Origin of the sequence: Geminicoccus harenae (genome assembly GCF_019800005.1) — a bacterium.
In the GTDB taxonomy this organism is placed as follows: domain Bacteria; phylum Pseudomonadota; class Alphaproteobacteria; order Geminicoccales; family Geminicoccaceae; genus Geminicoccus; species Geminicoccus harenae.
The window spans coordinates 74,553-98,545 of sequence record NZ_JABGCL010000005.1 but is presented as its reverse complement, the minus strand read 5'-3'; the positions used below and the strand labels follow the sequence as shown (position 1 = coordinate 98,545).

At 70.6% G+C, this 23,993-nt stretch carries 19 protein-coding genes and 1 pseudogene; 16 read left to right on the top strand and 4 right to left on the bottom strand.

Features of this window, described 5'->3' with window-relative positions; genetic code table 11:
* The first annotated feature begins 2 nt into the window (after window positions 1-2).
* Window positions 3-1,565 (top strand): glycerol-3-phosphate dehydrogenase, encoded by a 1,563-nt coding sequence (locus HLA95_RS05665; protein WP_191061249.1) that lies wholly within the window; start codon window positions 3-5, stop codon window positions 1,563-1,565.
* Complete coding sequence (locus tag HLA95_RS05660) at window positions 1,562-2,806, top strand: FGGY-family carbohydrate kinase (RefSeq protein ID WP_222182742.1); 1,245 nt, start codon at window positions 1,562-1,564, stop codon at window positions 2,804-2,806. Before HLA95_RS05665 ends, HLA95_RS05660 begins: the two co-directional genes overlap by 4 nt.
* A 3-nt stretch (window positions 2,807-2,809) precedes the next feature.
* Here the strand turns inward: HLA95_RS05660 and HLA95_RS05655 are convergent, their stop codons facing one another.
* From HLA95_RS05655 to HLA95_RS05640, 4 genes and pseudogenes are all read right to left on the bottom strand, one after another.
* Window positions 2,810-3,988 (bottom strand): acetate/propionate family kinase, encoded by a 1,179-nt coding sequence (locus HLA95_RS05655; RefSeq protein ID WP_222182740.1) that lies wholly within the window; start codon window positions 3,986-3,988, stop codon window positions 2,810-2,812.
* Window position 3,989: 1 nt separating this feature from the next.
* A pseudogene (locus HLA95_RS05650) lies at window positions 3,990-6,205 on the bottom strand (DUF3141 domain-containing protein).
* Between the two features lie 96 nt (window positions 6,206-6,301).
* A complete protein-coding gene (gene rpe / locus HLA95_RS05645) occupies window positions 6,302-6,955 on the bottom strand; it encodes a ribulose-phosphate 3-epimerase (RefSeq protein WP_191061939.1) in 654 nt (217 codons plus the stop codon).
* A complete protein-coding gene (locus HLA95_RS05640) occupies window positions 6,952-7,152 on the bottom strand; it encodes a heavy-metal-associated domain-containing protein (RefSeq protein ID WP_191061940.1) in 201 nt (66 codons plus the stop codon). Before HLA95_RS05640 ends, rpe begins: the two co-directional genes overlap by 4 nt.
* 143 nt (window positions 7,153-7,295) lie before the next feature.
* Between HLA95_RS05640 and HLA95_RS05635 the strand changes: the two genes are divergently transcribed.
* The 14 genes from HLA95_RS05635 to HLA95_RS05570 all read left to right on the top strand — a co-directional run bounded on the left by HLA95_RS05635 (window position 7,296) and on the right by HLA95_RS05570 (window position 23,993).
* Complete coding sequence (locus HLA95_RS05635; RefSeq protein ID WP_255591516.1) at window positions 7,296-9,521, top strand: heavy metal translocating P-type ATPase; 2,226 nt, start codon at window positions 7,296-7,298, stop codon at window positions 9,519-9,521.
* 153 nt (window positions 9,522-9,674) lie between these two features.
* Window positions 9,675-11,150 (top strand): glucose-6-phosphate dehydrogenase, encoded by a 1,476-nt coding sequence (zwf, locus tag HLA95_RS05630; protein WP_222182738.1) that lies wholly within the window; start codon window positions 9,675-9,677, stop codon window positions 11,148-11,150.
* Complete coding sequence (gene pgl / locus HLA95_RS05625) at window positions 11,147-11,845, top strand: 6-phosphogluconolactonase (protein ID WP_222182736.1); 699 nt, start codon at window positions 11,147-11,149, stop codon at window positions 11,843-11,845. The genes zwf and pgl overlap by 4 nt, the downstream gene beginning before the upstream one ends.
* Window positions 11,846-11,869: 24 nt before the next feature.
* Window positions 11,870-13,714, top strand: a complete 1,845-nt coding sequence (gene edd / locus HLA95_RS05620; protein WP_191061786.1) for a phosphogluconate dehydratase — start codon at window positions 11,870-11,872, stop codon at window positions 13,712-13,714.
* Complete coding sequence (locus HLA95_RS05615) at window positions 13,711-14,664, top strand: glucokinase (RefSeq protein ID WP_222182734.1); 954 nt, start codon at window positions 13,711-13,713, stop codon at window positions 14,662-14,664. The genes edd and HLA95_RS05615 overlap by 4 nt, the downstream gene beginning before the upstream one ends.
* Before the next feature lie 6 nt (window positions 14,665-14,670).
* Window positions 14,671-15,327 (top strand): bifunctional 4-hydroxy-2-oxoglutarate aldolase/2-dehydro-3-deoxy-phosphogluconate aldolase, encoded by a 657-nt coding sequence (eda, locus tag HLA95_RS05610; protein WP_306422242.1) that lies wholly within the window; start codon window positions 14,671-14,673, stop codon window positions 15,325-15,327.
* Window positions 15,328-15,427: 100 nt separating this feature from the next.
* Window positions 15,428-16,762 (top strand): extracellular solute-binding protein, encoded by a 1,335-nt coding sequence (locus HLA95_RS05605; protein WP_191059164.1) that lies wholly within the window; start codon window positions 15,428-15,430, stop codon window positions 16,760-16,762.
* A 149-nt stretch (window positions 16,763-16,911) separates the two neighbouring features.
* Window positions 16,912-17,796, top strand: a complete 885-nt coding sequence (locus tag HLA95_RS05600; protein ID WP_191059163.1) for an ABC transporter permease subunit — start codon at window positions 16,912-16,914, stop codon at window positions 17,794-17,796.
* Window positions 17,797-17,807: 11 nt separating this feature from the next.
* On the top strand, window positions 17,808-18,725 hold the full coding sequence (locus tag HLA95_RS05595; RefSeq protein WP_191059162.1) for an ABC transporter permease subunit: 918 nt from the start codon (window positions 17,808-17,810) through the stop codon (window positions 18,723-18,725).
* 11 nt (window positions 18,726-18,736) lie between these two features.
* Window positions 18,737-19,912, top strand: a complete 1,176-nt coding sequence (locus HLA95_RS05590; RefSeq protein ID WP_191059161.1) for an ABC transporter ATP-binding protein — start codon at window positions 18,737-18,739, stop codon at window positions 19,910-19,912.
* A 147-nt stretch (window positions 19,913-20,059) separates the two neighbouring features.
* On the top strand, window positions 20,060-21,535 hold the full coding sequence (locus tag HLA95_RS05585) for a calcium-binding protein (RefSeq protein ID WP_191059160.1): 1,476 nt from the start codon (window positions 20,060-20,062) through the stop codon (window positions 21,533-21,535).
* Between the two features lie 77 nt (window positions 21,536-21,612).
* Window positions 21,613-22,374: an SDR family NAD(P)-dependent oxidoreductase gene (locus tag HLA95_RS05580; protein ID WP_191059159.1), complete on the top strand. Its 762-nt coding sequence runs from the start codon at window positions 21,613-21,615 to the stop codon at window positions 22,372-22,374.
* Between the two features lie 27 nt (window positions 22,375-22,401).
* A complete protein-coding gene (locus HLA95_RS05575) occupies window positions 22,402-23,229 on the top strand; it encodes a hypothetical protein (RefSeq protein ID WP_191059158.1) in 828 nt (275 codons plus the stop codon).
* Entirely contained in the window at window positions 23,229-23,993 is a 765-nt protein-coding gene (locus HLA95_RS05570) for a glycerophosphoryl diester phosphodiesterase membrane domain-containing protein (RefSeq protein WP_191059157.1), read from the top strand. Before HLA95_RS05575 ends, HLA95_RS05570 begins: the two co-directional genes overlap by 1 nt.

Genomic DNA, 23,993 nt, shown 5'->3' with positions numbered 1-23,993 from the left:
CCATGAGCCTCGCGGAACTCGACAAACTGGCCGGCCCGGCCGACCTGCTGGTGATCGGCGGCGGCGCCAATGGTGCCGGCATCGCCCGCGACGCCGCCGGGCGCGGCCTGTCGGTCGTCATGTGCGAGAAGGACGACCTGGCCCAGGGGACCAGCTCGCGCTCGGGCAAGCTGATCCATGGCGGGCTGCGCTATCTCGAATATTACGAGTTCCGCCTGGTCCGCGAGGCGCTGATCGAGCGCGAGGTCGTGCTGAACGCCGCCCCGCACATCGTCTGGCCGATGCGCTTCGTCCTGCCGCACAGCCCGGACCAGCGGCCGCGCTGGCTGATCCGGCTGGGCCTGTTCCTCTACGACCATCTGGGCGGCCGGGCGAAGCTGCCGGGTACGCGCTCACTCGACTTCAGGAAAGACCCGGAGGGTGCGCCGATCGTGGACGCCTTCCCCAACGGGTTCGAGTATTCGGACTGCTGGGTGGACGATGCCCGGCTGGTGGTGCTCAACGCGCTGGATGCGAAGGAGCGGGGTGCCGTCATCCTGACCCGCACACCGGCGACCTCGGCCAGGCGTGACGGGGGCTTGTGGGAGGTCGAGCTCACCGACACGACCACCGGCGAGCGGCGCAGCGTCAGGGCGCGTGCGATCGTGAACGCGGCCGGACCCTGGATCGAGGGGGTGCTGGGCAGCGTCGCGGGGGTGAACAGCTCGCGCCGGGTACGCCTAGTCAAGGGCAGCCACCTGATCTTCCGGAAGTGGTGGCAGGGCTCGCAGGCCTATCTCCTGCAGAACGACGACAAGCGGGTGATCTTCGTGAACCCGTACGAGGGCGACCTCGCTTTGATCGGCACTACCGACATCCCGGTCGAGGGCCGGCCGGAGGACGTGCGCGTCGAGGAGAAGGAGCGCAGCTACCTCCTGCGGGTGCTCAACCGCTACTTCCGGCACCAGCTCACTGAGGCCGACATCGTCGCCGAGTTCTCCGGCGTGCGCCCGCTCTACGACGACGACAGCGCCAAGAACGCCTCGGCGGTCACCCGCGACTATGTGTTCGACGTCGACCCTCCTGCCCCGGACGGGGGGCGTGCCCCGCTGCTCTCGATCTTCGGCGGCAAGATCACGACCTACCGCAAGCTCGCCGAGCACGCGCTGGACAAGCTGCAGCCCTATCTCGGCACGCGGTCCGGCACCTGGACGGCGCGGGCACCCCTGCCCGGCGGCGACATGCCGGGGGCCGACTTCGACGCCTGGCTGGCCGGCTTCCGCAAAAGCCTTCCCTGGCTGCCGGAGAACCTCGCCCGCCATTACGGCCGGCGCTACGGCACCCGGTCGGCCCGGCTGCTGGAGGGTGCTGCGCGGATGGGCGATCTCGGCCGGCATTTCGGCGGTGAGCTCTATGAGCGCGAGGTCGACTATCTGGTGGCGAACGAGTGGGCGCGCTCGGCGGACGACATCCTGACCCGCCGCACCAAGCATTATCTGCACCTGAGCGCAGACGAACAGCAGGCCTTCCGCGACTGGTTCGCCGGCCGGCCGGGTGCGCTCGAGGACGAACGGGAGGCGGCATGAACCGGCTGGCACTCGGCATCGACATCGGCAGTTCGGGCGTGCGCGCCTCGGCGGTCGACCGCGACGGCCGCCTGGTCGCCGAGGCCAAGGCCGCCCTGCCGGAGCCCGACCGGGCCGACGGCATGATCCGGACCGCCGCCGCGGACTGGTGGGAGGCGGTGGCGACCTGCCTTGCCGGCATCCCGAAGGAGCGGGTGGCCGCGGTCGCGGTGGATGGCACGTCGGGCACCCTGCTGCTCTGTGCCGCCGACGGCACGCCGCTTTCCGCTGCCCGGCGCTACGACGATGCCGGCAGTGCCGCCCATGCCGCCCGGATCCGTGAACTCGCCCCCGCCGAGAGTGCGGCGCACGGCGCCACCTCGCCGGCTGCCCGCCTGCTGGACCTGCAGGCACTCCACCCGGATGCGGCCATGGCATTGCACCAGGCCGACTGGGTGGTCGGCCGGCTGACCGGCCGGTTCGGCGTTTCCGACGACAACAATGCGCTCAAGACCGGCTGGGACCCGGTGGCCCGGACCTGGCCCGACTGGCTGGACGGGCTCGGGATCGCGCGCCGCCTCCTGCCGCAGGTGCTGGAGCCGGGCGAAGTGGTCGGCCCGGCCCTGCCGGAACTAGGCTTTGCCAAGGGTGCGGTGGTGGTGGCCGGCACCACGGATGGCTGCGCCTCGTTCCTCGCGACCGGGGCCGACCAGCCGGGCGACGGGGTCACGGCACTCGGCACCACGCTGACCCTGAAGCTCCTGTCCGACCGGCCGGTGTTCGACCCGGCCGCCGGCGTCTACAGCCACCGCCTGCTCGGCATGTGGCTGGCGGGCGGTGCGTCCAACACCGGTGGCGCCGCCCTCCTGCGCTTCTTCACCGGCGAGCAGATGCGTGCGATGGAGCCGGGCCTGGATCCGGCCCATCCCACCGGGCTGGACTTCTGGCCGCTGGCCGGCAAGGGCGAGCGCTTCCCGGTCGCCGACCCCGCCATGGAATCGCGCCACGAGCCGCGGCCGGCCGAGGATGTGCGGTTCTTCCAGGCGCTGCTGGAAGGGGTCGCCTCGGTGGAGCAGCGCGCGTACCGGCGCCTGGCCGAGCTGGGCGCGCCGAAGCTGCGCTCGGTGCGCACGGTCGGCGGCGGGGCGGCCAACCGGGCCTGGACCAGGATCCGGCAGAACCTGCTGGGCGTGCCGATGCTCCCGCCGGCCAGCGAGCAGGCCTCCTACGGCACGGCGCTGCTGGCCCGCCGGGCTCTCTGACGCTCAGCGCAGGTCCAGCACCTCCAGGGTCTGCCGGGCGATCATCGCCTCCTCGTCGGTCGGGATCACCCGAACCACAATGCGGCTGTCCGCCGACGAGATCAGCGGCGCGTCGGCGCGGTTGGCCTCCTCGTCGAGCGCCATGCCGAGCCAGGCCAGCCGCTTGGCCACGTTGGCACGGATGCTGGCGGAGCGCTCGCCGATCCCGGCGGTGAACACGACTCCGTCGATCCCGCCCATGGTGGTGGCGAGCAGCGCCGTTTCCTGGGCGATTCGGTGGGCGAAATAGTCCAGGGCGAAGGCCGCGCGCGGGTCCTCGCTCGCCTTCAGCTCGCGCACGTCGTTGGACACGCCGGACAGGCCGAGCAGGCCACTCTCGTGGTAGAGCATCCGCTCGATCTTCTTCGCGTCCCAGCCCTGCTGCATCAGATAGAGGATCACCCCCGCATCGAGCCGCCCGGGCCGGGTGCCCATGGGCAGGCCGTCCAGCGCGGTGAAGCCCATGGTGGTCTCGATCGAGCGCCCGCTCCGGATCGCGCACAAGGAAGCGCCGCTGCCCAGATGCGCCGCCACCACCCGCCCGCCGGCCAGTCCGGGATCCAGCTCGCGCAGCCGCTCGGCGATGAAGGCGTAGGACAGGCCATGGAAGCCGTAGCGCCGCACGCCCTCGCGATCCAGTGCCTCGGGAATGGCGAACCGGTCGGCCAACTCGGCATGGCCGCGATGGAACACCGTGTCGAAGCAGGCGACCTGGGGCAGGTCCGGCCGTAGCGTCCGGATCGTGCGGATGGGGGCGATGCTGTTCGGCTGGTGCAGCGGTGCGAGCGGCACCAGGGCCTCGATCTCCGCCAGCGTCTCCGCCGTGACCCGTGCGGGTCCCTCGAATTGCCTCCCGCCATGCACGACCCGGTGGCCGATCGCGACGAGGCCGCCATCGCCCAGCGCGTCATGCAGGAAGGTCAGCACATGCTCGACCGCGGCACCGACATCCTCGCCATGCTCGCGGAGGTCCTTGTCGAGCAGGACGGCACCCGCCTCGTCCCTCACCTGCAGGTGCGGATGGACCCTGATGCCATCGAGCAGGCCCTTCAGCCGCCGCTCCGGCCCGTTCTGCCCGAGTGCGAAGACCTGGAACTTGATGCTGGAGGAGCCGGTGTTCAGGACCAGCAGCGAGCCCGTCATCTCAGGTCGATCCCTTGCGGCTGCGGGGCGGACGTGTGGTGGCGGCGCGGCGCCTGGGCAGGGCACGCTCGCGTGCGGGCGGCGGCATGGCGGCCTGCGGCCGGGCTGGCGCAGGCTCGGCGGCCAGGAGGGCGGTGATCCGTTCCAGCCGCCGCTCCGCCTCGGGCACCAGCGGCCCGGCGGCTTCGGCCAGATGGCGCAGCAGCGGCAGGAAGCCTTCGCGGGCATCCTCCGGCAGGAGCTGCGGCAGGGCCGAGATCGCTTCCTCGCCGGCCTCGCGCAGGACGGCAGTCTGCAGGCGCACCCGGGCCTTGAATGCGTCGAGCCCCGCGGCATGGCATTCCGGGTGCTCGGCCCTGAGGTTGCGCACCGCGGCAAAGGTCCGCTCGTCCACACTGCCGCCCGGCATGATCAGCCAGACAAGCGCACGGATCAGCGCATCCGCCGGCGTGCCGGTCCCGATCCCGCGATGCACCTCGGCAGCACGGGCGGCGACGAAGGCGCGGTGCTCCGGCTCGTCGCCCGGGGCCGGGCGGAGCGGCTCGTCGCGCGCGCGCAGGCCCACCAGGGCCTGCAGCATCGGCTGACCGTAGATGGCCAGGAACGCCTGCTCGGTCATGCCGTCGCGCAGGTCTCGCCAGGCGTCGAGCATGGTGACCGTGGCCTTGGAGAACTGCTCCTGCAGGAGCGTGACGGGTTGCCGTCCGGCACCGGCCGGCGCTGTGCCCGCACCTCCTCGGCGACCTCCTCCAGCATGCGCATCGCCGAGCCGTCATGGCCGAACAGCTCGTAGGGCAGGCGGGCGGGGTGCAGCTTGCGCGCGGCCAGGGCCAGCTCCGGCGTCGCCATTGCGCGCACCCAGGGCTGCATGAAGGTCCGGTAGAGGCCGAGATTGACGTCGGACAGGCGGGCGACCGTGGCGAAGCGGCGCTCGTCGTCCAGGTCGTTGCAGCCCAGTGCCCGGATGTCGTCCAGGCTGCGCGGCTCGAAATGCAGCACCCACTCGCCAGCCACGAGCTGGGCGTTCGGCGTGTCCGGTCCGGCTTTGGTCAGGACCGCCTCGAACAGGCCGGGCGGCAGCACGTCGATCAGGTCGATGTTGGAGGTGAACTCCTGGTGCTCCTTGCGCGCCACCGAGCCCGACACGAAGATGCCGAGATGGCCGACCGCGTCGTGCACGCTGTAGACGATCGTCTGGTCGTGCGCGCGGATGTCGTCGACGTCCTGGTAGAGCTCCAGGATCCAGCCGAGTGCCTGGGGCGGCGGGGTGATCTCGTCGCCCTTGGAGCAGAAGACGATGATCGGCCCCTTGATGTCGCGCAGGTCGATCCGGGTCCCGTCATTGGCGCGGAGCTCGCCCGAGACCAGCCGGTTGCCGACGAACAGCTCGTCGGCGATCCACTGCATCTCCTCGGCACCCAGGATGGCGTGGCCGCCCCACCAGCGCTCGAACGCGAGATAGCGCTCCGGCTCGGTGTCGATGTTCGCCCAGACGTTGTACTGCTTGGTCCAGAGCGTGTTGGCCGGGTTCATGTTCTCGAAGTTCGAGACCAGCCAGGCGCCGTCATATTTGCCGGCACCGAGATCGCCGGCCAGCGCCGTCAGCCAGGTCCCGCCCAGCATCCCGCCGGCATAGCGCATGGGCGACCCGCCATGGGTGCCCTGCCAGTAGGCGAGCGGCACGCCCGGCAGCAGGAGCGGCCCGAACCGTTCCGGCCGGGTGGCGGCCGCCATCGCCAGCGCCCAGCCCGCCTGGCAGTTGCCGATGGCGAGCGGCAGGCCCTGGGCGTCGGGGTGACGCCGGATCACCTCGTTCTGGAAGCTGCCGAGCGCGTCGATCACGTCCAGGATCGTCTGGCCCTCGACCGGCTCGGTGGTGAAGCCGATGAAGTAGCAGGGATGGCCGCAGGCCAGCGCCACGCCGATCTCGCTGTCCGGCTTGAAGCCGCCGATTCCGGGCCCATGCCCGGCGCGCGGGTCGATCACGATGATCGGCCGCTTGCAGGGGTCCATCGGCGCCGCCGCGTCGGGCAGGATTCGCAGGAGGCAGTAATTGACCGGGCGGGGCAGCTCCAGGCCATGCATCACCAGCTCGTGCCTGAAATGCAGCACGTTCGGCGCCGGGGAGGCCATGTGTTCCCGATAGGCCCGGCTGCGCTCGCGCAGCGTGTCGAGGAACAGGACGTTCCGCTGCCAGGCGTCGACCAGATAGTCCACCACCGGATTGCCGGCAGGGATCGGGAGATTCACCACGGCCGGCCTCCTGGCTGGTGGACCTGTGCCCGTCGCTCAGGCGTCACGCGGCGCTTGCCGTCACGCAGCAGGACGAAGCGACGCGATCGCCTGCGCATAGTCGCCGTTCCGGAAGATCGAGGAACCGGCCACCAGCACGTCCGCCCCCGCCTCGATCGCCTTGGGCGCGGTCTGGGCGTCGATGCCGCCGTCCACCTGCACCCGGATCGGCCGCCCGCCGGCCAGTACCTTGGCCTGGCGGATCTTGTCGGCGGCATAGGTGATGAATTTCTGCCCGCCGAAGCCCGGATTGACGCTCAGGATCAGGATCAGGTCGAGATGATCCAGGACATGCTCCAGGACCGAGACGGGCGTGGCCGGGTTGAGCGCCACCCCTGCCCCCTTGCCGAGTGCCCGGATCGCCGCCAGCGAGCGGTCCAGATGCGGCCCGGCCTCGGCATGGACGGTGATCCGGTCGGCGCCGGCCTTGGCGACCGGGCCGATCCACTGGTCGACCGGCGCGCACATCAGGTGGGCGTCGAACAGCAGGTTGGAGTGGTCGCGCAGGGCGGCGATCACGTCGGCGCCGAAGCTGAGGTTCGGCACGAAATGGCCGTCCATGACGTCCAGATGCAGCCAGTCCGCACCGGCGGCCTCGACCGCCTTCACCTCCTCGCCCAGCCGCGCATAGTCGGCGGCCAGGATCGAGGGTGCGATCAGGACAGTATCGCTCATCCCTGGTGCACCTCATAGCCGGCGGCCTCGATCGCGCTCGTCACCGCTGCGCGGTCCTCGATGCCCTTCACTTCCACCCTGCCTTCCTCCACCGAGACCGTCACCTCCGCCTGCGGATCCAGCCGCCGCACCGCTTCCGTGATCGCGCGGACGCAGTGGGCGCAGCTCATTCCTTCGACCGTCAACTGCATCGCCATGTCCCTTCCTGCCGATGCGCCGTCATCTGGTGGTTCCAGCGAGGAGAAGGTCAAGCGGCAGATGGAACGGCCACGTCACCCCTTGACCTTCCCGCCGCTGGAAGGGCCACCTGAAGGATCGCGCCAGCCAGTGGAGCGTCTTGATGGTCACCATGTCCCTCGAACGGACCGAGCAGCCCGGGGTTGCCGTCGATCTGGCGATCGACGGCATGACCTGCGCGTCCTGCGTGCGCCGGGTGGAGCGGGCGCTGGGCCAGGTGCCGGGCGTGGTCTCGGCCAGCGTCGACCTGGCGACGGAGAAGGCACACGTGGAAACGCGCGGCGCGCCAACCTCCAGCCTGGTGGCTGCGGTCGCCCGCACCGGCTATCGCGCCTCGGTCCTGGCCGATGACCCGGATGGTGCGGCCGAGGCCGAACTGCAGCGCGCCCGGGAAGCCCGAGGGCGGCGAGAATTCTGGCATGCCGCCCTGGCCCTGGCGCTGGCCTTGCCGCTGGTCCTGCCCATGGCGGCCATGCCGTTCGGCCATGAGCTGGCGCTGCCGGCCTGGCTGCAGTTCCTCCTGGCGGCCCCGGTGCAGTTCTGGCTGGGGGCCCGGTTCTACCGGGCGGGCTTTGCCGCGCTGCGCGCCGGCACCGGCAACATGGACCTGCTGGTGGCGCTGGGCACCAGCGCTGCGTTCGGGCTCAGCCTGTGGAACTGGCTGGTGGCGGGCCATGGCGGGCACGCCCTCTATTTCGAGGCCGCTGCCCTGGTGGTGGCGCTGGTTCTGCTCGGCAAGTGGCTGGAGGGCCGCGCCCGCCGCCAGACCGGGGCGGCCATGCGCGCGCTGGCAGCCCTGCGGCCGACCACCGCGCGGGTGCTGATCGATGGCGAGCCGACCGAGCTGCCGATCGCGGCCGTGGCGACCGGCGACCGGGTGCTGATGCGCCCGGGCGAGCGGGTGCCGGTCGACGGCGAGATCGTGGAAGGCAGCGGTCATCTCGACGAATCGATGGTCACCGGCGAGAGCCTGCCGGTGGTGCGCGGGCCTGGCCAGAAGGTGATCGGCGGCACGATCAACCAGGACGCCGCCCTGGTGGTCGTGACCACGGCCACCGGTGCCGAGACCGTGCTGGCCCGTATCATCCGCATGGTGGAGAACGCCCAGGCACAGAAAGCCAGCGTGCAGCGCCTGGTGGACCGCATCTCGACCTGGTTCGTCCCGGCGGTCCTCGCCATCGCGGCGGTGACGGCGCTTAGCTGGTGGCTTGCCGGTGCCGGCATCGAGCCTGCCATCATCCACGCAGTCACGGTCCTGGTGATCGCCTGCCCCTGCGCGCTGGGCCTGGCCACGCCGGTCGCGATCGTGGCCGGCACGGGTGCCGCGGCGCGGGCCGGCATCCTGATCCGCGATCCGGCGGCACTGGAAGCCGCCCATGCCATCGACGTCGTGGCCTTCGACAAGACCGGCACGCTGACCGAGGGCCGGCCCGAGCTGGCAGGGCTGGCGACGGCAGCAGGCCAGGACCGCCGGCACCTCCTGGCGCTGGCAGCCGGCCTGCAGGCGGGCAGTGAGCATCCGCTGGCTGGGGCCGTCCGGGCGGCGGCCCAGGAAACTGGCCTCGTTCCGGCCGTGGCGACGGAGGTCCGCTCCCTGCCCGGCCGTGGGCTGGAAGGCGTCGTGGTTGGCCAGCGCTTCGCGATCCTGTCCGAGCGGGCTGCCCGCGAGGCCGGGACCGACGATGCGGAGCTGGCCGCCTGGGCAGCGGCGGCCGCCGCCAGGGGGCAGAGCGTCTCCTGGCTGGTGGCCCTGCCCAAGGGCGAGGCGCTGGCCGTGCTGGCGTTCGGCGACCGGCCCCGGCCGGAAGCGGCGGAAGCGGTGGCGGCCTTGCGCCGGCAAGGGTTGCGGGTCGCCATGCTGAGCGGCGACCATCCAGCGGCAGCCGCGGCGATCGCGGCCGAGATCGGCATCGAGGAGGTGCATGCCGGCCTCCTGCCGGCGGACAAGGTTCAGGCGGTGCAGGCGCTCCGGCAGGGCGGTGCGCAGGTCGCGATGGTCGGCGACGGCATCAACGACGCGCCGGCACTGGCCGCGGCCGATCTGGGCATCGCGATGGGCTCGGGCACCGACGTCGCCATGGCGAGCGCCGGGGTGACGCTGGTGCGCCCCGATCCGCTTCTGGTCGCGGCAGCCCTGGCCGTAGCCAAGCGCACCCGCCGGACGATCGTCCAGAGCCTGGTGTTCGCCTTCCTTTACAACGTGCTGCTGATCCCGCTGGCGGCACTGGGCCAGCTCACCCCGGTGCTCGCCGGTGCCGCCATGGCGCTCTCCTCGGTGAGCGTGGTGGCCAATGCCTGGCGCCTGAGCCGCTGGCACGCGGATTGCTAGCTATAAATTGTTAACCAGTTGCTGCTAAGCCTTGGTGCGGGAGCTGCTAGGAAGCCCAGGCGGCGGGCTTTGGGGGTGCTGGGATATTGACGGAGCCGGTGTGCTTTGCCACGTCCCAGGGCTTGTCCGGACCACCACGGAAAGCGATCACACGTGACGGCACAGATCATTCCGGTTCAGCCTTTCGATCTCGTGGTGTTCGGCGGCACGGGTGACCTGTCCCTGCGCAAGCTGCTGCCGGGCCTCTACCAGCGCTTTCGCGACGGCCAGATGCCGGAGGATGCCCGGATCGTCGGCCTGTCGCGCCGCGAGCTCAGCGACGAGGACTTTCGCGGCCGGGTGCGCACGGCGCTCGACGATCACGTCCGTGCCGATGACCTGGTGCCGGACGTGGTGGAGCGCTTCCTCGGCCGGCTGAGCTTCCTTTCGCTGGATGCCACCGGCGCCAAGGGCTGGCCCGAGCTCGGCCGCTGGCTCGCCGACGACCAGGACCGGGTACGGATCTTCTATCTCGCCACGGCACCCGACCTGTTCGGGCCGATCTGCGCCAAGATCGGCAGCGAGGAGCTGGTGACGCCGGAGACCCGGGTCGTGATCGAGAAGCCGATCGGCAAGGACCTGGCCTCGGCGCGCGCGGTCAACGAGGCGGTGGGCGCCGTGTTCGAGGAGCGGCAGATCTTCCGCATCGACCATTATCTGGGCAAGGAGACCGTCCAGAACCTGATGGCGCTGCGCTTCGCCAACGCGCTGTTCGAGCCGATCTGGAACCGGGCGGCGATCGACCATGTCCAGATCACCGTGGCCGAGACGGTGGGCGTGGGCAACCGGGCCGACTATTACGACCATAGCGGCGCCCTGCGCGACATGGTCCAGAACCACATGCTCCAGCTCCTCTGCCTGATCGCGATGGAGCCGCCGAATGCGATGGATGCCGATTCGGTGCGCGACGAGAAGCTGAAGGTGCTGCACGCGCTGAAGCCGATCCGGCCGGGCCGGGTCGACCAGGTGACGGTGCGCGGCCAGTACTCGGCCGGTGCGATCGACGGCAAGGCGGTGCCCGGCTATCGCGACGAGCTCGGCCGGACCAGCGACACCGAGACCTTCCTGGCGATCAAGGCCGAGGTCGAGACCTGGCGCTGGTCGGGCGTGCCGTTCTACCTGCGCACCGGCAAGCGGCTGGCGCAGCGCGCCTCGGAGATCGTGGTGCAGATGCGCCCGATCCCGCACTCGATCTTCCCCCGCGATGCCGGCGAGGTCCGGCCGAACCGGCTGGTGATCCGCCTCCAGCCGGACGAGGGCGTGCGCCTCTATCTGATGAACAAGGATCCGGGGCCGGGCGGCATCCGGCTGAAGAACACGCCGCTCAACCTGAGCTTCAGCGAGACCTTCAAGGTCCGCTATCCCGACGCCTATGAGCGCCTGCTGATGGACGTGGTGCGCGGCAACCAGACCCTGTTCATGCGCAAGGACGAGGTCGAGGCGGCCTGGACCTGGTGCGAGCCGATCCTGGATGGCTGGCGCCAAGCCGACGAGGGGCCGGAGCAGTACGGCGCCGGCTCCTGGGGACCGTCCAGCGCCGTGGCGCTGATGGTGCATGATGGACGTCGCTGGGTGGAGCCGGGCACATGAGCACGCGACAGACCAAGCATGGGAGCGCGGAGGAGCTGCGCGCGGCGGTGGTGACCGCGATCGCCGAGGCACTGCGCGCGGGCGTGACGGCGCAGGGCCGGGCGGTGCTGGCGGTCTCCGGCGGCAAGAGCCCCGTGCCGATCTTCGAGGCGCTGGCCGCGCAGGCGCTGCCCTGGGATCGGGTGAGCGTGACGCTGGTGGACGAGCGCTTCCTGCCGACCGACCATCCCGACAGCAACGAGGCGCTGGTGCGCCGCCACCTGCTGCAGCGGGAAGCGGCGGCGGCCGGCTTCATCGGCCTGCGCGGCACGGCCGCTTCCCTGGACGCGGCGGCAGCGGCGGCGGACCGGGCTCTCACGGCTCTGCCCGAGAGCTTCGACGTGGTCGTGCTCGGCATGGGCGAGGACGGGCATACCGCGTCCTGGTTCCCGGACGGCGACCGGCTGGCCGCGGTGCTCGACCCGGGCAACCTCCGGCTGGTCATGCCGATGCTGGCGGACAGCGCGGCTGCGACGCGGGAACGGCTCACCCTCACCTTGCCGGTGGTGGCGCGGGCGCGGCTGGTGCTGCTGCCGCTGGAAGGCGCCGGCAAGCTCGCTACCCTGGCGCGCGCCCTGGAGACGGGCCCGCTCGAGGCGCTGCCTATCCGGGCCGCCCTGAAGCTGCCGCAGACCCAGGTCCATACTGCGGGCTGAGATCCCAGCCGAGGAATCCTCCGCATGGCAGCAACCCTCCACCCTACGGTCCTGGCCGTCACCGAGCGGATCCGCCGACGCTCGGCACCGGTGCGCAGCCGCTATCTCGACCAGTTGCGCCGGATGGGCGAGCGGGCGCCGCGCCGGCACAAGCTGGGCTGCGCCAACATCGCCCATGCGCTGGCCGCCTGCGGGCCTGGGGACAAGGCGGAGCTGGAGGGCCAGGCGGCCCTGTCGGTCGGCATCGTCACCGCCTACAACGACATGCTGAGCGCGCATCAGCCCTATGAGCATTATCCGGAGCTGATCCGCCAGGCGGTGCGCGAGGCAGGCGGGGTGGCGCAGGTGGCCGGCGGCACGCCCGCCATGTGCGACGGGATCACCCAGGGCTTCGCCGGCATGGAGTTGTCCCTGTTCTCCCGGGACACGATCGCGCTCTCGACCGCGATCGCCCTTTCCCACGACACGTTCGACGGCGCCCTGGCGCTCGGCATCTGCGACAAGATCGTGCCGGGCCTGCTCATGGGGGCGCTGGCGTTCGGCCACCTGCCGGTGATCTTCGTGCCGGCCGGGCCCATGACTACCGGCGCCTCCAACGCGGAGAAGTCGGAGGTCCGCCAGCTCTATGCCGAGGGCAAGGTCGGGCGGCGGGAGCTGCTGGCTTCCGAGATGAAGTCCTACCATGGCCCCGGCACCTGCACCTTCTACGGCACCGCCAACTCCAACCAGATGCTGATGGAGGTGATGGGCCTGCACCTGCCGGGTGCTGCCTTCGTCAATCCCGGCACGCCCTTGCGCGACGCGCTGACCAGGGCCGCGGCCAGGCGCATCACCGAGATCACGGCACTGGGCAACGACTGGACGCCGATCGGCGAGGTCGTGGACGAGCGCGCGATCGTGAACGGCGTGGTCGGCCTCCATGCCACGGGTGGGTCGACCAACCACACGATCCACCTGGTCGCGATCGCCCGGGCGGCCGGCATCCGGCTCACCTGGGAGGACATGGCCGAACTGTCCGAGGTGACCCCGCTCCTGGCGCGGGTCTATCCGAATGGTTTGGCCGACGTGAACCAGTTCCACGCGGCGGGCGGCATGGCCACGCTGATCCGCGAGCTGCTGGGTGCTGGCCTGCTGCATGCCGACGTCAAGACGGTGGCCGGCGAGGGCGGGCTCGCGCGCTATGCCCAGGAGCCGAGGCTGGTGGACGGGCGGCTGGCCTGGACGGAGGGCGATGGCCAGCCGCTCGACCGGAGCATCATCCGTACCGTGGCCCTGCCGTTCGCTGCCAAGGGCGGGCTCGTGCTGCTCACCGGCAATCTCGGCCGGGCGGTCAGCAAGGTCTCGGCGGTGAAGCCCGAGCGGCGCGTCGTCGAAGCGCCGGCCCGGGTGTTCCACGATCAGGCCGAGGTGCAGGCGGCCTTCAAGGCGGGCGAGCTCGACCGGGACGTGGTGGTGGTGGTGCGCTTCCAGGGCCCCAAGGCCAACGGGATGCCGGAGTTGCACAAGCTGACCCCGCCGCTGGGCATCCTGCAGGACCGCGGCTTCCAGGTGGCGCTGGTCACCGACGGCCGCATGTCGGGGGCATCTGGAAAGATCCCGGCCGGGATCCATCTCACCCCTGAGGCCGTCGATGGCGGACCGATCGCGAAGATCCGGGATGGCGACATGATCCGGCTCGATACCGTCGCTGGGACCCTGGAGGTCCTGGTGGAGGCGGCCGAGCTGGCGGCGCGGGCACCTGCCGGCGCCGACCTGTCATGCTACCACAGCGGCATCGGGCGCGATCTGTTCGCCCCCTTCCGTGCCGCCGTGGGTCCGGCGGACCAGGGCGCGGCCGTGGTGGGCGGACCCTTCGGGATGGCGGCTTGAGCGAACTCCTCCTGGTCGGCGATGTCGGCGGCACGAACGGGCGCTTTGCCCTGGTGACGGAGGACGGCGCCCGGGCCGACGATCCGATCGTGCTGAAGAACGACGAGTTTTCGAGCCTGGGCGATGCGATCACGGCATTCCTGACGGAGATGGGTGGCCCCCGGCCGACCCGGGCCGCCATCGCGATCGCCGGGCCGGTCACCGGCGACCTGGTCCGGCTCACCAACCGGGGCTGGGACTTCTCTATCGACGCGCTGCGCGCCCGGCTGGAGCTGCAGGAACTGCTCGTCCTCAATGATTTCGAGGCGCTGGCGCTGGCCTGCCCGCATCTGCCGGCGGACGGCAGCGTGCCGATCGGGCCGCCGGGCCAGGCGGTGCCCGGCAAGCCCATCGCAGTGCTCGGGCCCGGCACCGGCCTGGGCGTGGCCGGCGCCATTCCCGGCCGGGTGCGCTGGATCGCGGTGCCGGGCGAAGGCGGTCATACCGAGTTGGGCACCGCGATCGCGCGGCTGCGCCCGGCCCTCGAGGTCGCCTACCGCAAGCGCGGGCGGGTCTCGGCGGAGCACTGGCTGTGCGGGCCGGGCCTGGTCCGGCTGGCCGAGGACCTGGCGGAGGCCGAGGACCGGCGCTCGCCCTGGCAGGAGCCCGAAGAGATCGTGGCCGCTGCCGAGGGCGACGACCGGTTCGCCACCGACCTGATCGGGCTGTTCCTGGACCAGCTCGCCGTCTTCGCCGGCGACGTGGCGCTCACCTTCGGTGCGCGGGGCGGCGTGTATCTGGGCGGCGGTGTGACCGACCATCTGCTGGGCTTCCTGGACGAGGCGCGGTTCGTGACGCGGTTCCGCGACAAGGGCCGGCTGTCTTCCTTCCTGGACGGCGTGCCGCTGCGTAGGATCACCGCCGCCACGCCGGCCCTGTACGGCTGCACTGCGAAACTCCTGCACGGTTGATGCCTGATGGATGCTGAATCCCGCCGCGAAGCGCTGCTCTCCACCTTGCGGCTCGGCCCCGTCGTGCCGGTGCTGATCGTCGAGGAGGTCAGGACCGCCGTGCCGCTCGCGCGAGCCCTGGTGGCCGGCGGCATCCGGGTCCTGGAGGTGACGCTGCGCACTGACGCTGCCCTGGACGTGATCCGGGCGATCGCCGCGGAAGTGCCCGAGGCAGTGGTGGGGGTCGGCACGGTGCGCAGGCCGGCCCAGCTCGATGCCGCTGCAAAGGCCGGGGCCAAGTTCGCGGTCTCGCCGGGCGCCACCCCTGCCCTGATCGAAGCGGCAAAAGCTTCGCCAGTGCCCTGGCTGCCGGGCATCGCCACGCCGTCGGAGGGCATGACGCTGGCCGAGGCCGGCTTCAGCGTGCTCAAGCTGTTCCCGGCCGAGGCGGTGGGCGGGGCGAAGCTGATCGCGTCGCTGGCCTCGCCGCTGCCGGACCTGCGCTTCTGCCCGACCGGTGGCATCGACCGAGCCAAGGCCGGCGATTATCTGAAGCTGAAGAACGTGGTCTGCGTCGGCGGGAGCTGGCTGGCGCCGCCCGCCCTGGTGGCCGCCGGCAACTGGGCGGAGATCGAGACGCTGGCCAAGGACGCCGCCACGCTCCCGCGCGCCGGAGCTTCGTGACAGCTTCCGTCTCGGAGCGGTGACGAAGCCGTCACCGAACCGCACTACCCCTCGCGGCCGCCGAGCCCAGCGCGCGGCGTACTTTCGAGGGTAGGGAACAATGACCGTGATGCAGAGGCTGCGCGGGCTGGCGCTGGCCGGTGGCGTGGTGCTGTCCGCCGGCGCCGCACAGGCCGAGCCGGTGACGTTCGAGTTCTGGTACGGGCTGACCGGTGACCTCAGCGAGCGCATCCAGGAGATGTGCCAGAGCTTCAACGCGAGCCAGGACCAGTACCAGGCGGTCTGCACCAGCCAGGGCGACTACGAGGCGGCCCTGCAGAACGCGATCGCCGCGTTCCGCGCCAACCAGCAGCCGACCGTCCTGCAGGTGTTCGACGTCGGCACCGCCGACCTGATGCTGTCCGGCGCGTTCGTGCCCGCCCCTGAGCTGATGAAGCAGGCCGGCCACGAGGTGAACTGGGACGACTACTTCAAGGGCATCGCGGACTATTACGCGACCTCCTCGGGCGAGCTCTATTCCTTCCCGTTCAACAGCTCCACCGCGGTCCTGTACTGGAACAAGGACGCGTTCGCGAAGGCCGGCCTCACCGAGGCGCCTAAGACCTATGAGGAGGTCGAGCAGGCGGCGCGGGCGCTCAAGGAGGCGGGCTATGCCTGCCCCTATGCCTATGACGTCGATCCCTGGCAGTTCATGGAGCAGTTCTCCGCCGTCCACGACCTGCCGATCGCGACGAAGAACAACGGCTATGACGGGCTGGATGCCGAGCTGGTGGTCAACCAGACCAGGTTCGTCGACCATGTCGCGTTCTTCAAGCGGATGACCGACGAGGGCCTGTTCCAGCTGAAAGAATACGGCCAGGCGCGGCTGCAGTCGTTCATGAACAACGAATGCATGATGATGCAGTCCTCGATCGCCGACCACGGCACGGTCGGCAAGACCATGCCGGACGGCGTGCAGTGGGGCGTGGCGATGGTGCCGGTCTGGGAAGGGACCGCGCGCAAGAACTCGCTGGTGGGCGGCGCCTCCCTGTGGGCGCTGGCCGGCAACAGCCCCGAACAGTACGAGGGTGCGGCGGCGTTCTTCGCCTTCCTGGCGAAGCCCGAGCAGGCCGAGTGGTGGTCGACGGTGACCGGCTACATCCCGGTGACCAATTCGGGCTTCGAGTACATGAAGTCCAAGGGCTTCTATGACCAAGCACCCTATCAGGGCCGCGAGGTAGCGATCCAGTCGCTGACCTATACGCCGCCTTCCGCCAACAGCCGCGGCATCCGTCTGGGCGGCTTCACCCAGATCCGCAAGGAGGCGCGCGACGCGCTCACCGGCATCATGGCCGGGACCAGCGGCGTGCAGGAGGGGCTGGACGCGCTGGTCGAGCGGGGCAACGCGATCCTGCGCCGCTTCGAGAAGACCTACGCGGGCAAGACCCTGCCCTGACCTCGAGCAAGGCCCGGGTCTCGGGTTCGTTTCGCAGATTCACTTTTGCGCAGCGCGCACCCGGGACCTCCTCCTGCTGCTGCCGGCACCAGCCGCCAGCATAGCACAGGACCACCTTCCTCATCGACATTTCCGGAGTGCCCGATCCGGTGGACAAGCGTGCCTGGTTCCGCAACACGCCGCTGGCCCTGGCGCTGGCGGCCCCGCAGCTCCTGCTCGTGCTGCTGTTCTTCTACTGGCCGTCCGGGGCGGCGCTCTACTGGGCATTCACGCTGGAGCAGCCCTGGGGTGGCGGCAACGTCTTCGTCGGCCTGGACAATTTCCGGGCGATCTTCGGCGACCCGCTCTACTGGAACTCGGTCGGCCGCTCGGTGGTGTTCGCGCTGGCCTCGACCCTGCTGGCCATGGGGCTGGGCATGTTGCTGGCGCTGGCGGTCGACCGGCGGCTGAAGGGCCATGCCGGCTTTCGCTGGGCGCTGATCTGGCCCTATGCGATCGCGGCACCGGCAGCGGGCCTGGCCTTCCGCTTCCTCCTGTCGCCGGAGGCCGGGATGATCGCGTACCTCAACCACGGCTTTCCCGGCCTGTGGAACCCGGTCGTGAACGGCTGGCAGGCGATGGTGCTGATCATCGTCGCCTATAGCTGGAAGTACGTCGCCTACAACTTCCTGTTCCTGCTGGCCGGGCTGCAGTCGATCCCCCGGAGCGTGATCGAGGCAGGGGCCATGGACGGGGCCCGGCCGCTGCGCCGGATGTGGGACCTGCAGCTGCCGCTGCTGACGCCCACGATCTTCTTCCTGCTGGTGGTCAATCTCACCGACAGCTTCGTCGACAGCTTCGGCATCGTCGACCTGACCACCGAGGGCGGGCCGAACAAGTCGACCGAGCTCCTGGTCTACAAGATCTATTTCGACGGGTTCAAAGGCCTCGACTATTCGGGGGCCGCCGCGCAGAGCATCATCCTGATGGTCCTGGTGATCTCCCTGACCTTCATCCAGTTCCGCTTCGTGGAACGCCGGATCCACTATAGCTGAAGGTGACGGGCATGATCGAACGTACCCCGTTCCTCGACCTCGTGACCCAGGCCGTGCTGGTGCTGGGCCTGGTGATCGCCCTGGTGCCGCTCTGGCTGGTGGTGGTGGCGGCCAGCCTGGACCTCCAGGCAGTGAACACGTCGCCCTTGCCGCTCCTGCCGGGCAGCCACCTCCTGGAGAACATGGCTTCCGTCTGGCAGCGCGGCGATCTCGGCTGGAAGCTGTTCAACAGCCTGCTGGTCGCGACGCTGGTGGCTGGCGGCAAGGTGTTCATCGCGGCGCTGACCGCCTTCGCGATCGTGTTCTTCCGCTGGCCGCTCCGGATGCTGGCGTTCTGGGCGATCTTCGTGACGCTGATGCTGCCGCTCGAGGTGCGGATCGTCCCGACCTATGCGGTGGCGGCCAATGCGCTGGGGCCCTTGCAGACCATCCTGGAGGTCACGGGCCTGGCCCGGCTCTGGCAGCTCCTGACCGGCGTCGAGCTGGCGCTCGAATGGAACCTGCTCAATTCCTATACGGGCCTGGTCCTGCCCCTGGTCGCGACCGCGACCGGCACGTTCCTCTACCGCCAGTATTTCATGACCATCCCGGACGAGCTGGTGGAAGCCGCGCGCATGGATGGCGCCGGTCCGCTGCGCTTCTTCCGCGACATCCTCCTGCCGCTCTCGCGCACCAACATGGCGGCGCTGGGCACCATCATGTTCCTCTATGCCTGGAACCAGTATCTCTGGCCGCTGCTGGTGACCACCGACCGCGCCAATTACGGCACCGCGGTCATGCAGCTCCGCCAGCTCATCCCGTCCATGTTCAGCGAGCCCGAGTGGAACATCGCCATGGCGGGCACCCTGATCATCATGCTCCCGCCGCTGCTGGTCGTCATGCTGATGCAGCGCTGGTTCGTCCGCGGCCTGGTCGCGACCGAGAAATGAGGAAGGACATCATGGCCGAGATCACGCTCAGCGGCGTGCGCAAGTCCTATGGCGGCAACGAGGTGGTCAAGGGTGTGGACCTCCAGGTACCCGCCGGCAGCTTCCTGGTGATCCTGGGCCCCTCGGGCTGCGGGAAGTCGACGCTCCTGCGCATGATCGCGGGGCTGGAGGAGATCACGGCAGGCGAGCTCGCCATCGGCGGTGTGCGGATGAACGACAAGGAGCCGCGCGAGCGCCACTGCGCCATGGTGTTCCAGAACTACGCGCTCTACCCGCACATGACCGTGGCCCGCAACATCGCCTATCCGCTGAAGGTGGCGGGCGTGCCGAAAGCGGAGCGGGAGCGGCGGGTGCGGGAGACCGCGAGGTCGGTGGGCCTCGTCGACTATCTGGAGCGCCGGCCCGGCCAGCTCTCGGGCGGGCAGCGCCAGCGCGTCGCCATGGCCAGGGCGATGATCCGCGAGCCCAGGGTGTTCCTGTTCGACGAGCCGCTCTCGAACCTGGACGCCACCTTGCGCGTGCAGATGCGGCTGGAGCTGCGCCGGCTGCATCAGCGCCTGGGCGTCACCTCGGTGCTGGTCACCCACGACCAGACCGAGGCGATGACCATGGCCGACCTGCTGGTGGTGATGAATGGCGGCCGGATCGAGCAGGCCGGCACGCCGCTGGAGGTCTATGGCCGGCCCGCCTCGCGCTTCGTCGCGAGCTTCATCGGCACGCCGCCCATGAACCTGGTCGAAGCCGAGATCGCGCCCGGCGGGCGGCTCGGCACCGAGCTGGGCCCACTGCCGGTCGCAGCACCGGGTGTCGCCCCCGGACCGGTGCTGCTGGGGGTGCGCCCGGAGCATGTGCAGCTCGCAACCGGCCGGGACGATGCCGAGCTGGAGCTGCCGCTGGAACTGGTCGAGGAGCTGGGCGCCACCAGGATCCTCCATGCCCGGCTGAAGGACCGGAACTTCGCGGTGACGACGGCACCCGGCCTGCCTTTCCCGCCGGGCGCCACCTTGCTGCTCCGCCTGGATCCCGACCAGTTGCACCTGTTCCGGCCATCGGACGGGCAGCGCATCGACGCGCAGATCACCAGGATCGGCGGGCCGGCCGTGCCGGGTGCCTCGTCCCTTGGCGATGCCAGAGCGGATCCTCTTGCGCGCATCGCCAGGTCCAGTGCCATCCGGCACTTGCCGTAGAACAGGACGCATGGCGGTAGCTGCCGCCGCACGAATACCCTGGCTGATCCGGAAACTCGGCCGCAGGGCCGTTGCGCTCACTCCTGGCATGGGGTAGCCGGGCCGCGATAGGTCGTGTTTTCCGGAAAACAGCAGCGGAGCAGGTGATTGGTCACCCTTCCGAGCGGCATCGCCGCCGACAGCGTGCGGCTGACCGTGGCCACCGGCCCGGGTGGTGCGGCCGAGCCGGCCTTCCTGGTCCATTACGGCACGAACGGCCAGACGATCCGCAGCAATGGCAGCACTGCACCGCGGGTCTACCTGGCGAACGGCACCGAGGTCGCGACGCGCGAGACCTATTCCGGCGAGGAGCGCCTGTGGCTTACCGGCGGGGGCGAGGCTGACCGCCTGCTCGGCACGAACGGTGCCGACCTGATCCGGGGCGGGGCCGGCGACGACCATCTGGACGGCGGAGCCGGCAACGACGTGCTGATGGGCGGGGCCGGGGCCGACCTGCTGATCGCGACCGCCGGCACGGACGGCCTGTCCGGCGGGGCCGGCAACGACGTCTATCGGCTGACCCGGACGATCAACAGTGCGGTGCTGTTCGACGAGGGCGACACCGACCGGCTGGTGCTGGACGGGCTGCGCATGGCCGACCTGACCATCGGCCGGGACGGCCAGTCCCTGCGCATCGACTTCGCCCGTACCGGCGGCGGCACCGCCCAGGTCCTGCTGGGCGACCAGTTCGCCAGCGGCACGGCGATCGAGCATCTCCACCTGGACGACGCCGCCTATCGCTGGAACGGCAGCGACTTCGTCGACGCCACGCCGGCCGCCGGCGCGCCCGACCGGGCCTTCATCGGCGGCCTGACCGATTCGGACGACCGGTTCCTGGGCTCGCCGTTCGCCGACCTGGTGTTCGGCAAGGGCGGCGACGACGTGATCCGCGGCGGGGCCGGCAACGACCAGCTGGCCGGCAGCGAGGGCAATGACTGGATCCGGGGCGATGCCGGCAACGACCGGGTCGATGGCGGCCTCGGTGCCGACATCCTGGACGGCGGCGACGGCACCGACCTGGTGCTGGGCGGGGCCGGCAACGACTTCCTCGATGGCGGGGCCGGCGCGGACTACGTGTTCGGCAGCCTGGGCGACGACGTGATCCGCGGCGGGGACGGCGACGACCTGAAGCTCGCCGGTGGGCTCGGCGACGACCTGGTCCAGGGCGGGGCCGGCAACGATTCCCTGGATGGCGGCTCAGGCGACGACCGGCTGGAAGGTGGTGCCGGCAATGACGAGCTGCTGGGCGGGGCCGGCGACGACGATCTGTATGGCGGCGACGGCCAGGACGTGCTGCGCGGCGCCTATGGCGACGACCTGCTGAACGGCGGGGCCGGCAATGACCTCCTGGCCGGCGGCCCTGGGGACGATGTGCTGGTGGGCGGCGCCGGCGACGACCGGCTGGAAGGCGGGGCCGGGCGCGATCTGGCCCAGTTCTCCGGGCCGCAGGCCGGCTACACGGTCGACCGGCTGAGCGGCGGTGTCTGGCAGGTCGTCGGTGCCGACGGGCGCGACACGGTGACCGGCGTCGAGCTCGTCCAGTTCGGCGACGGGCCGGCCATTGCGATCGGCAGCCTCGGCTGAGGCGAACGCTCGCCGCTTGATTTGCCGGGCCTTTGCATCGACCTTTCCGGGACTGTCGAACAGGGGGGTTAGACGCGATGGATCTCGGCCTGAAGGGTCTAAGGGCGATCGTGACCGGGGGCAGCAAGGGCATCGGCCGGCGCTGCGCCGACGCGTTCGCGGCAGAAGGCGCGCATGTCGCCATCTGTGCGCGCAACGGCCAGGAGGTCGACGAGGCGGTGGCGTCCATCAAGGCGCAGGGCGTCACCGGATTCGGCCAGGCGCTGGACGTCGCCGACAAGGCGGCGCTGGAAGGCTGGATCGAGGCCTCCGCCGATGCGCTGGGCGGCATCGACATCGTGGTCGCCAACGTCTCCGCCCTGGCGGTGACCGACGACGAGGCGTCCTGGCGCAAGCAGTTCGAGGTGGACATGCTGCACAGCGTGAACACGGTGAACGCGGCCATGCCCTATCTGGAGAAGTCCGAGCACCCCTCGATCGTGCTGATCAGCTCGGTCTCCGGCCGCGAGATCGACTTCACCGGGCCGGCCTATGGCGCGTTCAAGGCAGCACTGATCCACTATGCCCATGGCCTGGCCTACAAGCTGGCACCCAAGATGATCCGGGTGAACAGCGTGTCGCCGGGCAACACCTATTTCGAGGGCGGCGTCTGGCACTGGATCGAGAACAACAATCCCGAGCTGTTCCAGCAGGCGCTCGCCCTGAACCCGACCGGACGGATGGCGACGCCTGAGGAGATCGCCAAGGGCGTGGTGTTCCTGGCGAGCCCCGCCTCCAGCTTCACCACCGGCACCAACCTCGTGATCGACGGCGCGCTCACCAAGGGCGTGCAGTATTGAGCAGCCGGCTACCGGTCGGATGAGCGGATGGCGGGACGGGAGCCTGGTGCCCGGCTGGAGTTGCGGAGGGTCCTGCGCGACACGGGACGGGCGCTCGCCCGCCACCACCGGGTCCTGTTCGGCCTGATCGCCGTCAGCACGATGCTGGGGGTCAGCGTGCCGGTGCTGGCGGTGGCCCTGGCCGGGCCGAACGTCGCCATGGTGCTGCACGTCGCGGCCGGCTTCGCCATGGCCGGCTTCGCCTGGGCCCTGGTCGTCGAGAAGGTGGCGAGTGGCCATGGGCAACGCCTTCTCGCACCCGGCGGCCGGCCAGAGCGGCGAGCGGTCAGGACGCTGCGCGCGCTGGGCGCCATGGGCCTCACCCTGCTGGTCGCGACGCCGGCCACGCTCCTCCTGGTCCTGCCCGGGCTCTGGGTCATGACCGCCTGGTTCGTGGCCGTGCCGGCGGCGGTGACGGGCAGGCTCGGCCCGATGGCCGCCACCGAGCGCAGCTACCAGTTGACCTCGGGCCAGCGCTGGCGCGTGCTGGCGCTCTATCTGGGCATGCTCGGCCTGCTGTGGCTGGTCGACATGGCGGCCGATCTATGGACCGTTCGCGGCCTGACCCTGTCGATCACCTTCTTCCATGGCAGCGGGCTGCTGCGCGAGGCGGAGCTGGGCGGGCTGGGAGGCCTGCCCGGCTACGGGCTCCGGGTCCTGCTGCTCACCAGCTTCGCGATCCTGTCCATGGTGCTGGTCAGCGTGACCTGGCTGCACCTGCACCGGCTGGCCCGGCCGCGCACCGCCCACGGCTTGACCGGCCCCGGGCGATCCCCTTCTGATCCCGGCGGGTCGCGCGTGCGGGAGTTGGACTGATGGCAACGGCGAAGGCACCCGACCGCCTCTATCCGGTCCGGATCATCCGCCACGGGCTGCAGATCGTGCTGACCCGGCCGCTGCAGCTGTTCGGCCTGGCGGGGATCGCCGTGTTCGTCGCGACCGGCCTGGACATGCTGGCGGCCCGGCTGATCGCCTCGGCCGATCTCGCCAACATCCTGGGCTTCGTCATCCAGGCGAGCGGCTCGGCCATGGCGGCGGTGGCGGTCACCCGGGTGGTGCTGGCCCAGGCGGACGGAAGGGAGCTGGGCGTGGCCGAGGCCTACCGGGCCGCCGGCCCGGCGGCCTTGCGCGTGTTCGGCGCCAGCCTGCTCGTCTCGATCGGCGTCCTGATCGGCTTCATCCTGTTCGTGGTGCCCGGCCTGTGGCTGGCCACCTTGTGGATCGTCGCGGTGCCGGCCGCGATCGTCGAGGATCTGCCGCCGCTCTCGGCGGTGCGGCGCAGCAGCCAGCTCACCCGCGGCAACCGCTGGCCGGCCCTGGTGCTGGTGATCCTGTCCGTGGCGGTCGGCACTGGCCTGGGCCTGCTGCTGGCCCTGCTGATCGGCATCCCGCTCGGCTGGTTCGCCGGGCCCGAGGCGGTCGAGACCGCCACCGGCTACACCCATTTCGGCCAGGTGCTGGAATCGGTGGGGGTGGCGGTCCAGGTGGTGCTGAGCTCGACCTTCGCCGCCCTGACCTGGCATCGGCTGCGCGAGATCTGGCGGGGTGCCGGCCGTCGGGCGGCGGCTTCCGCGGCGTGA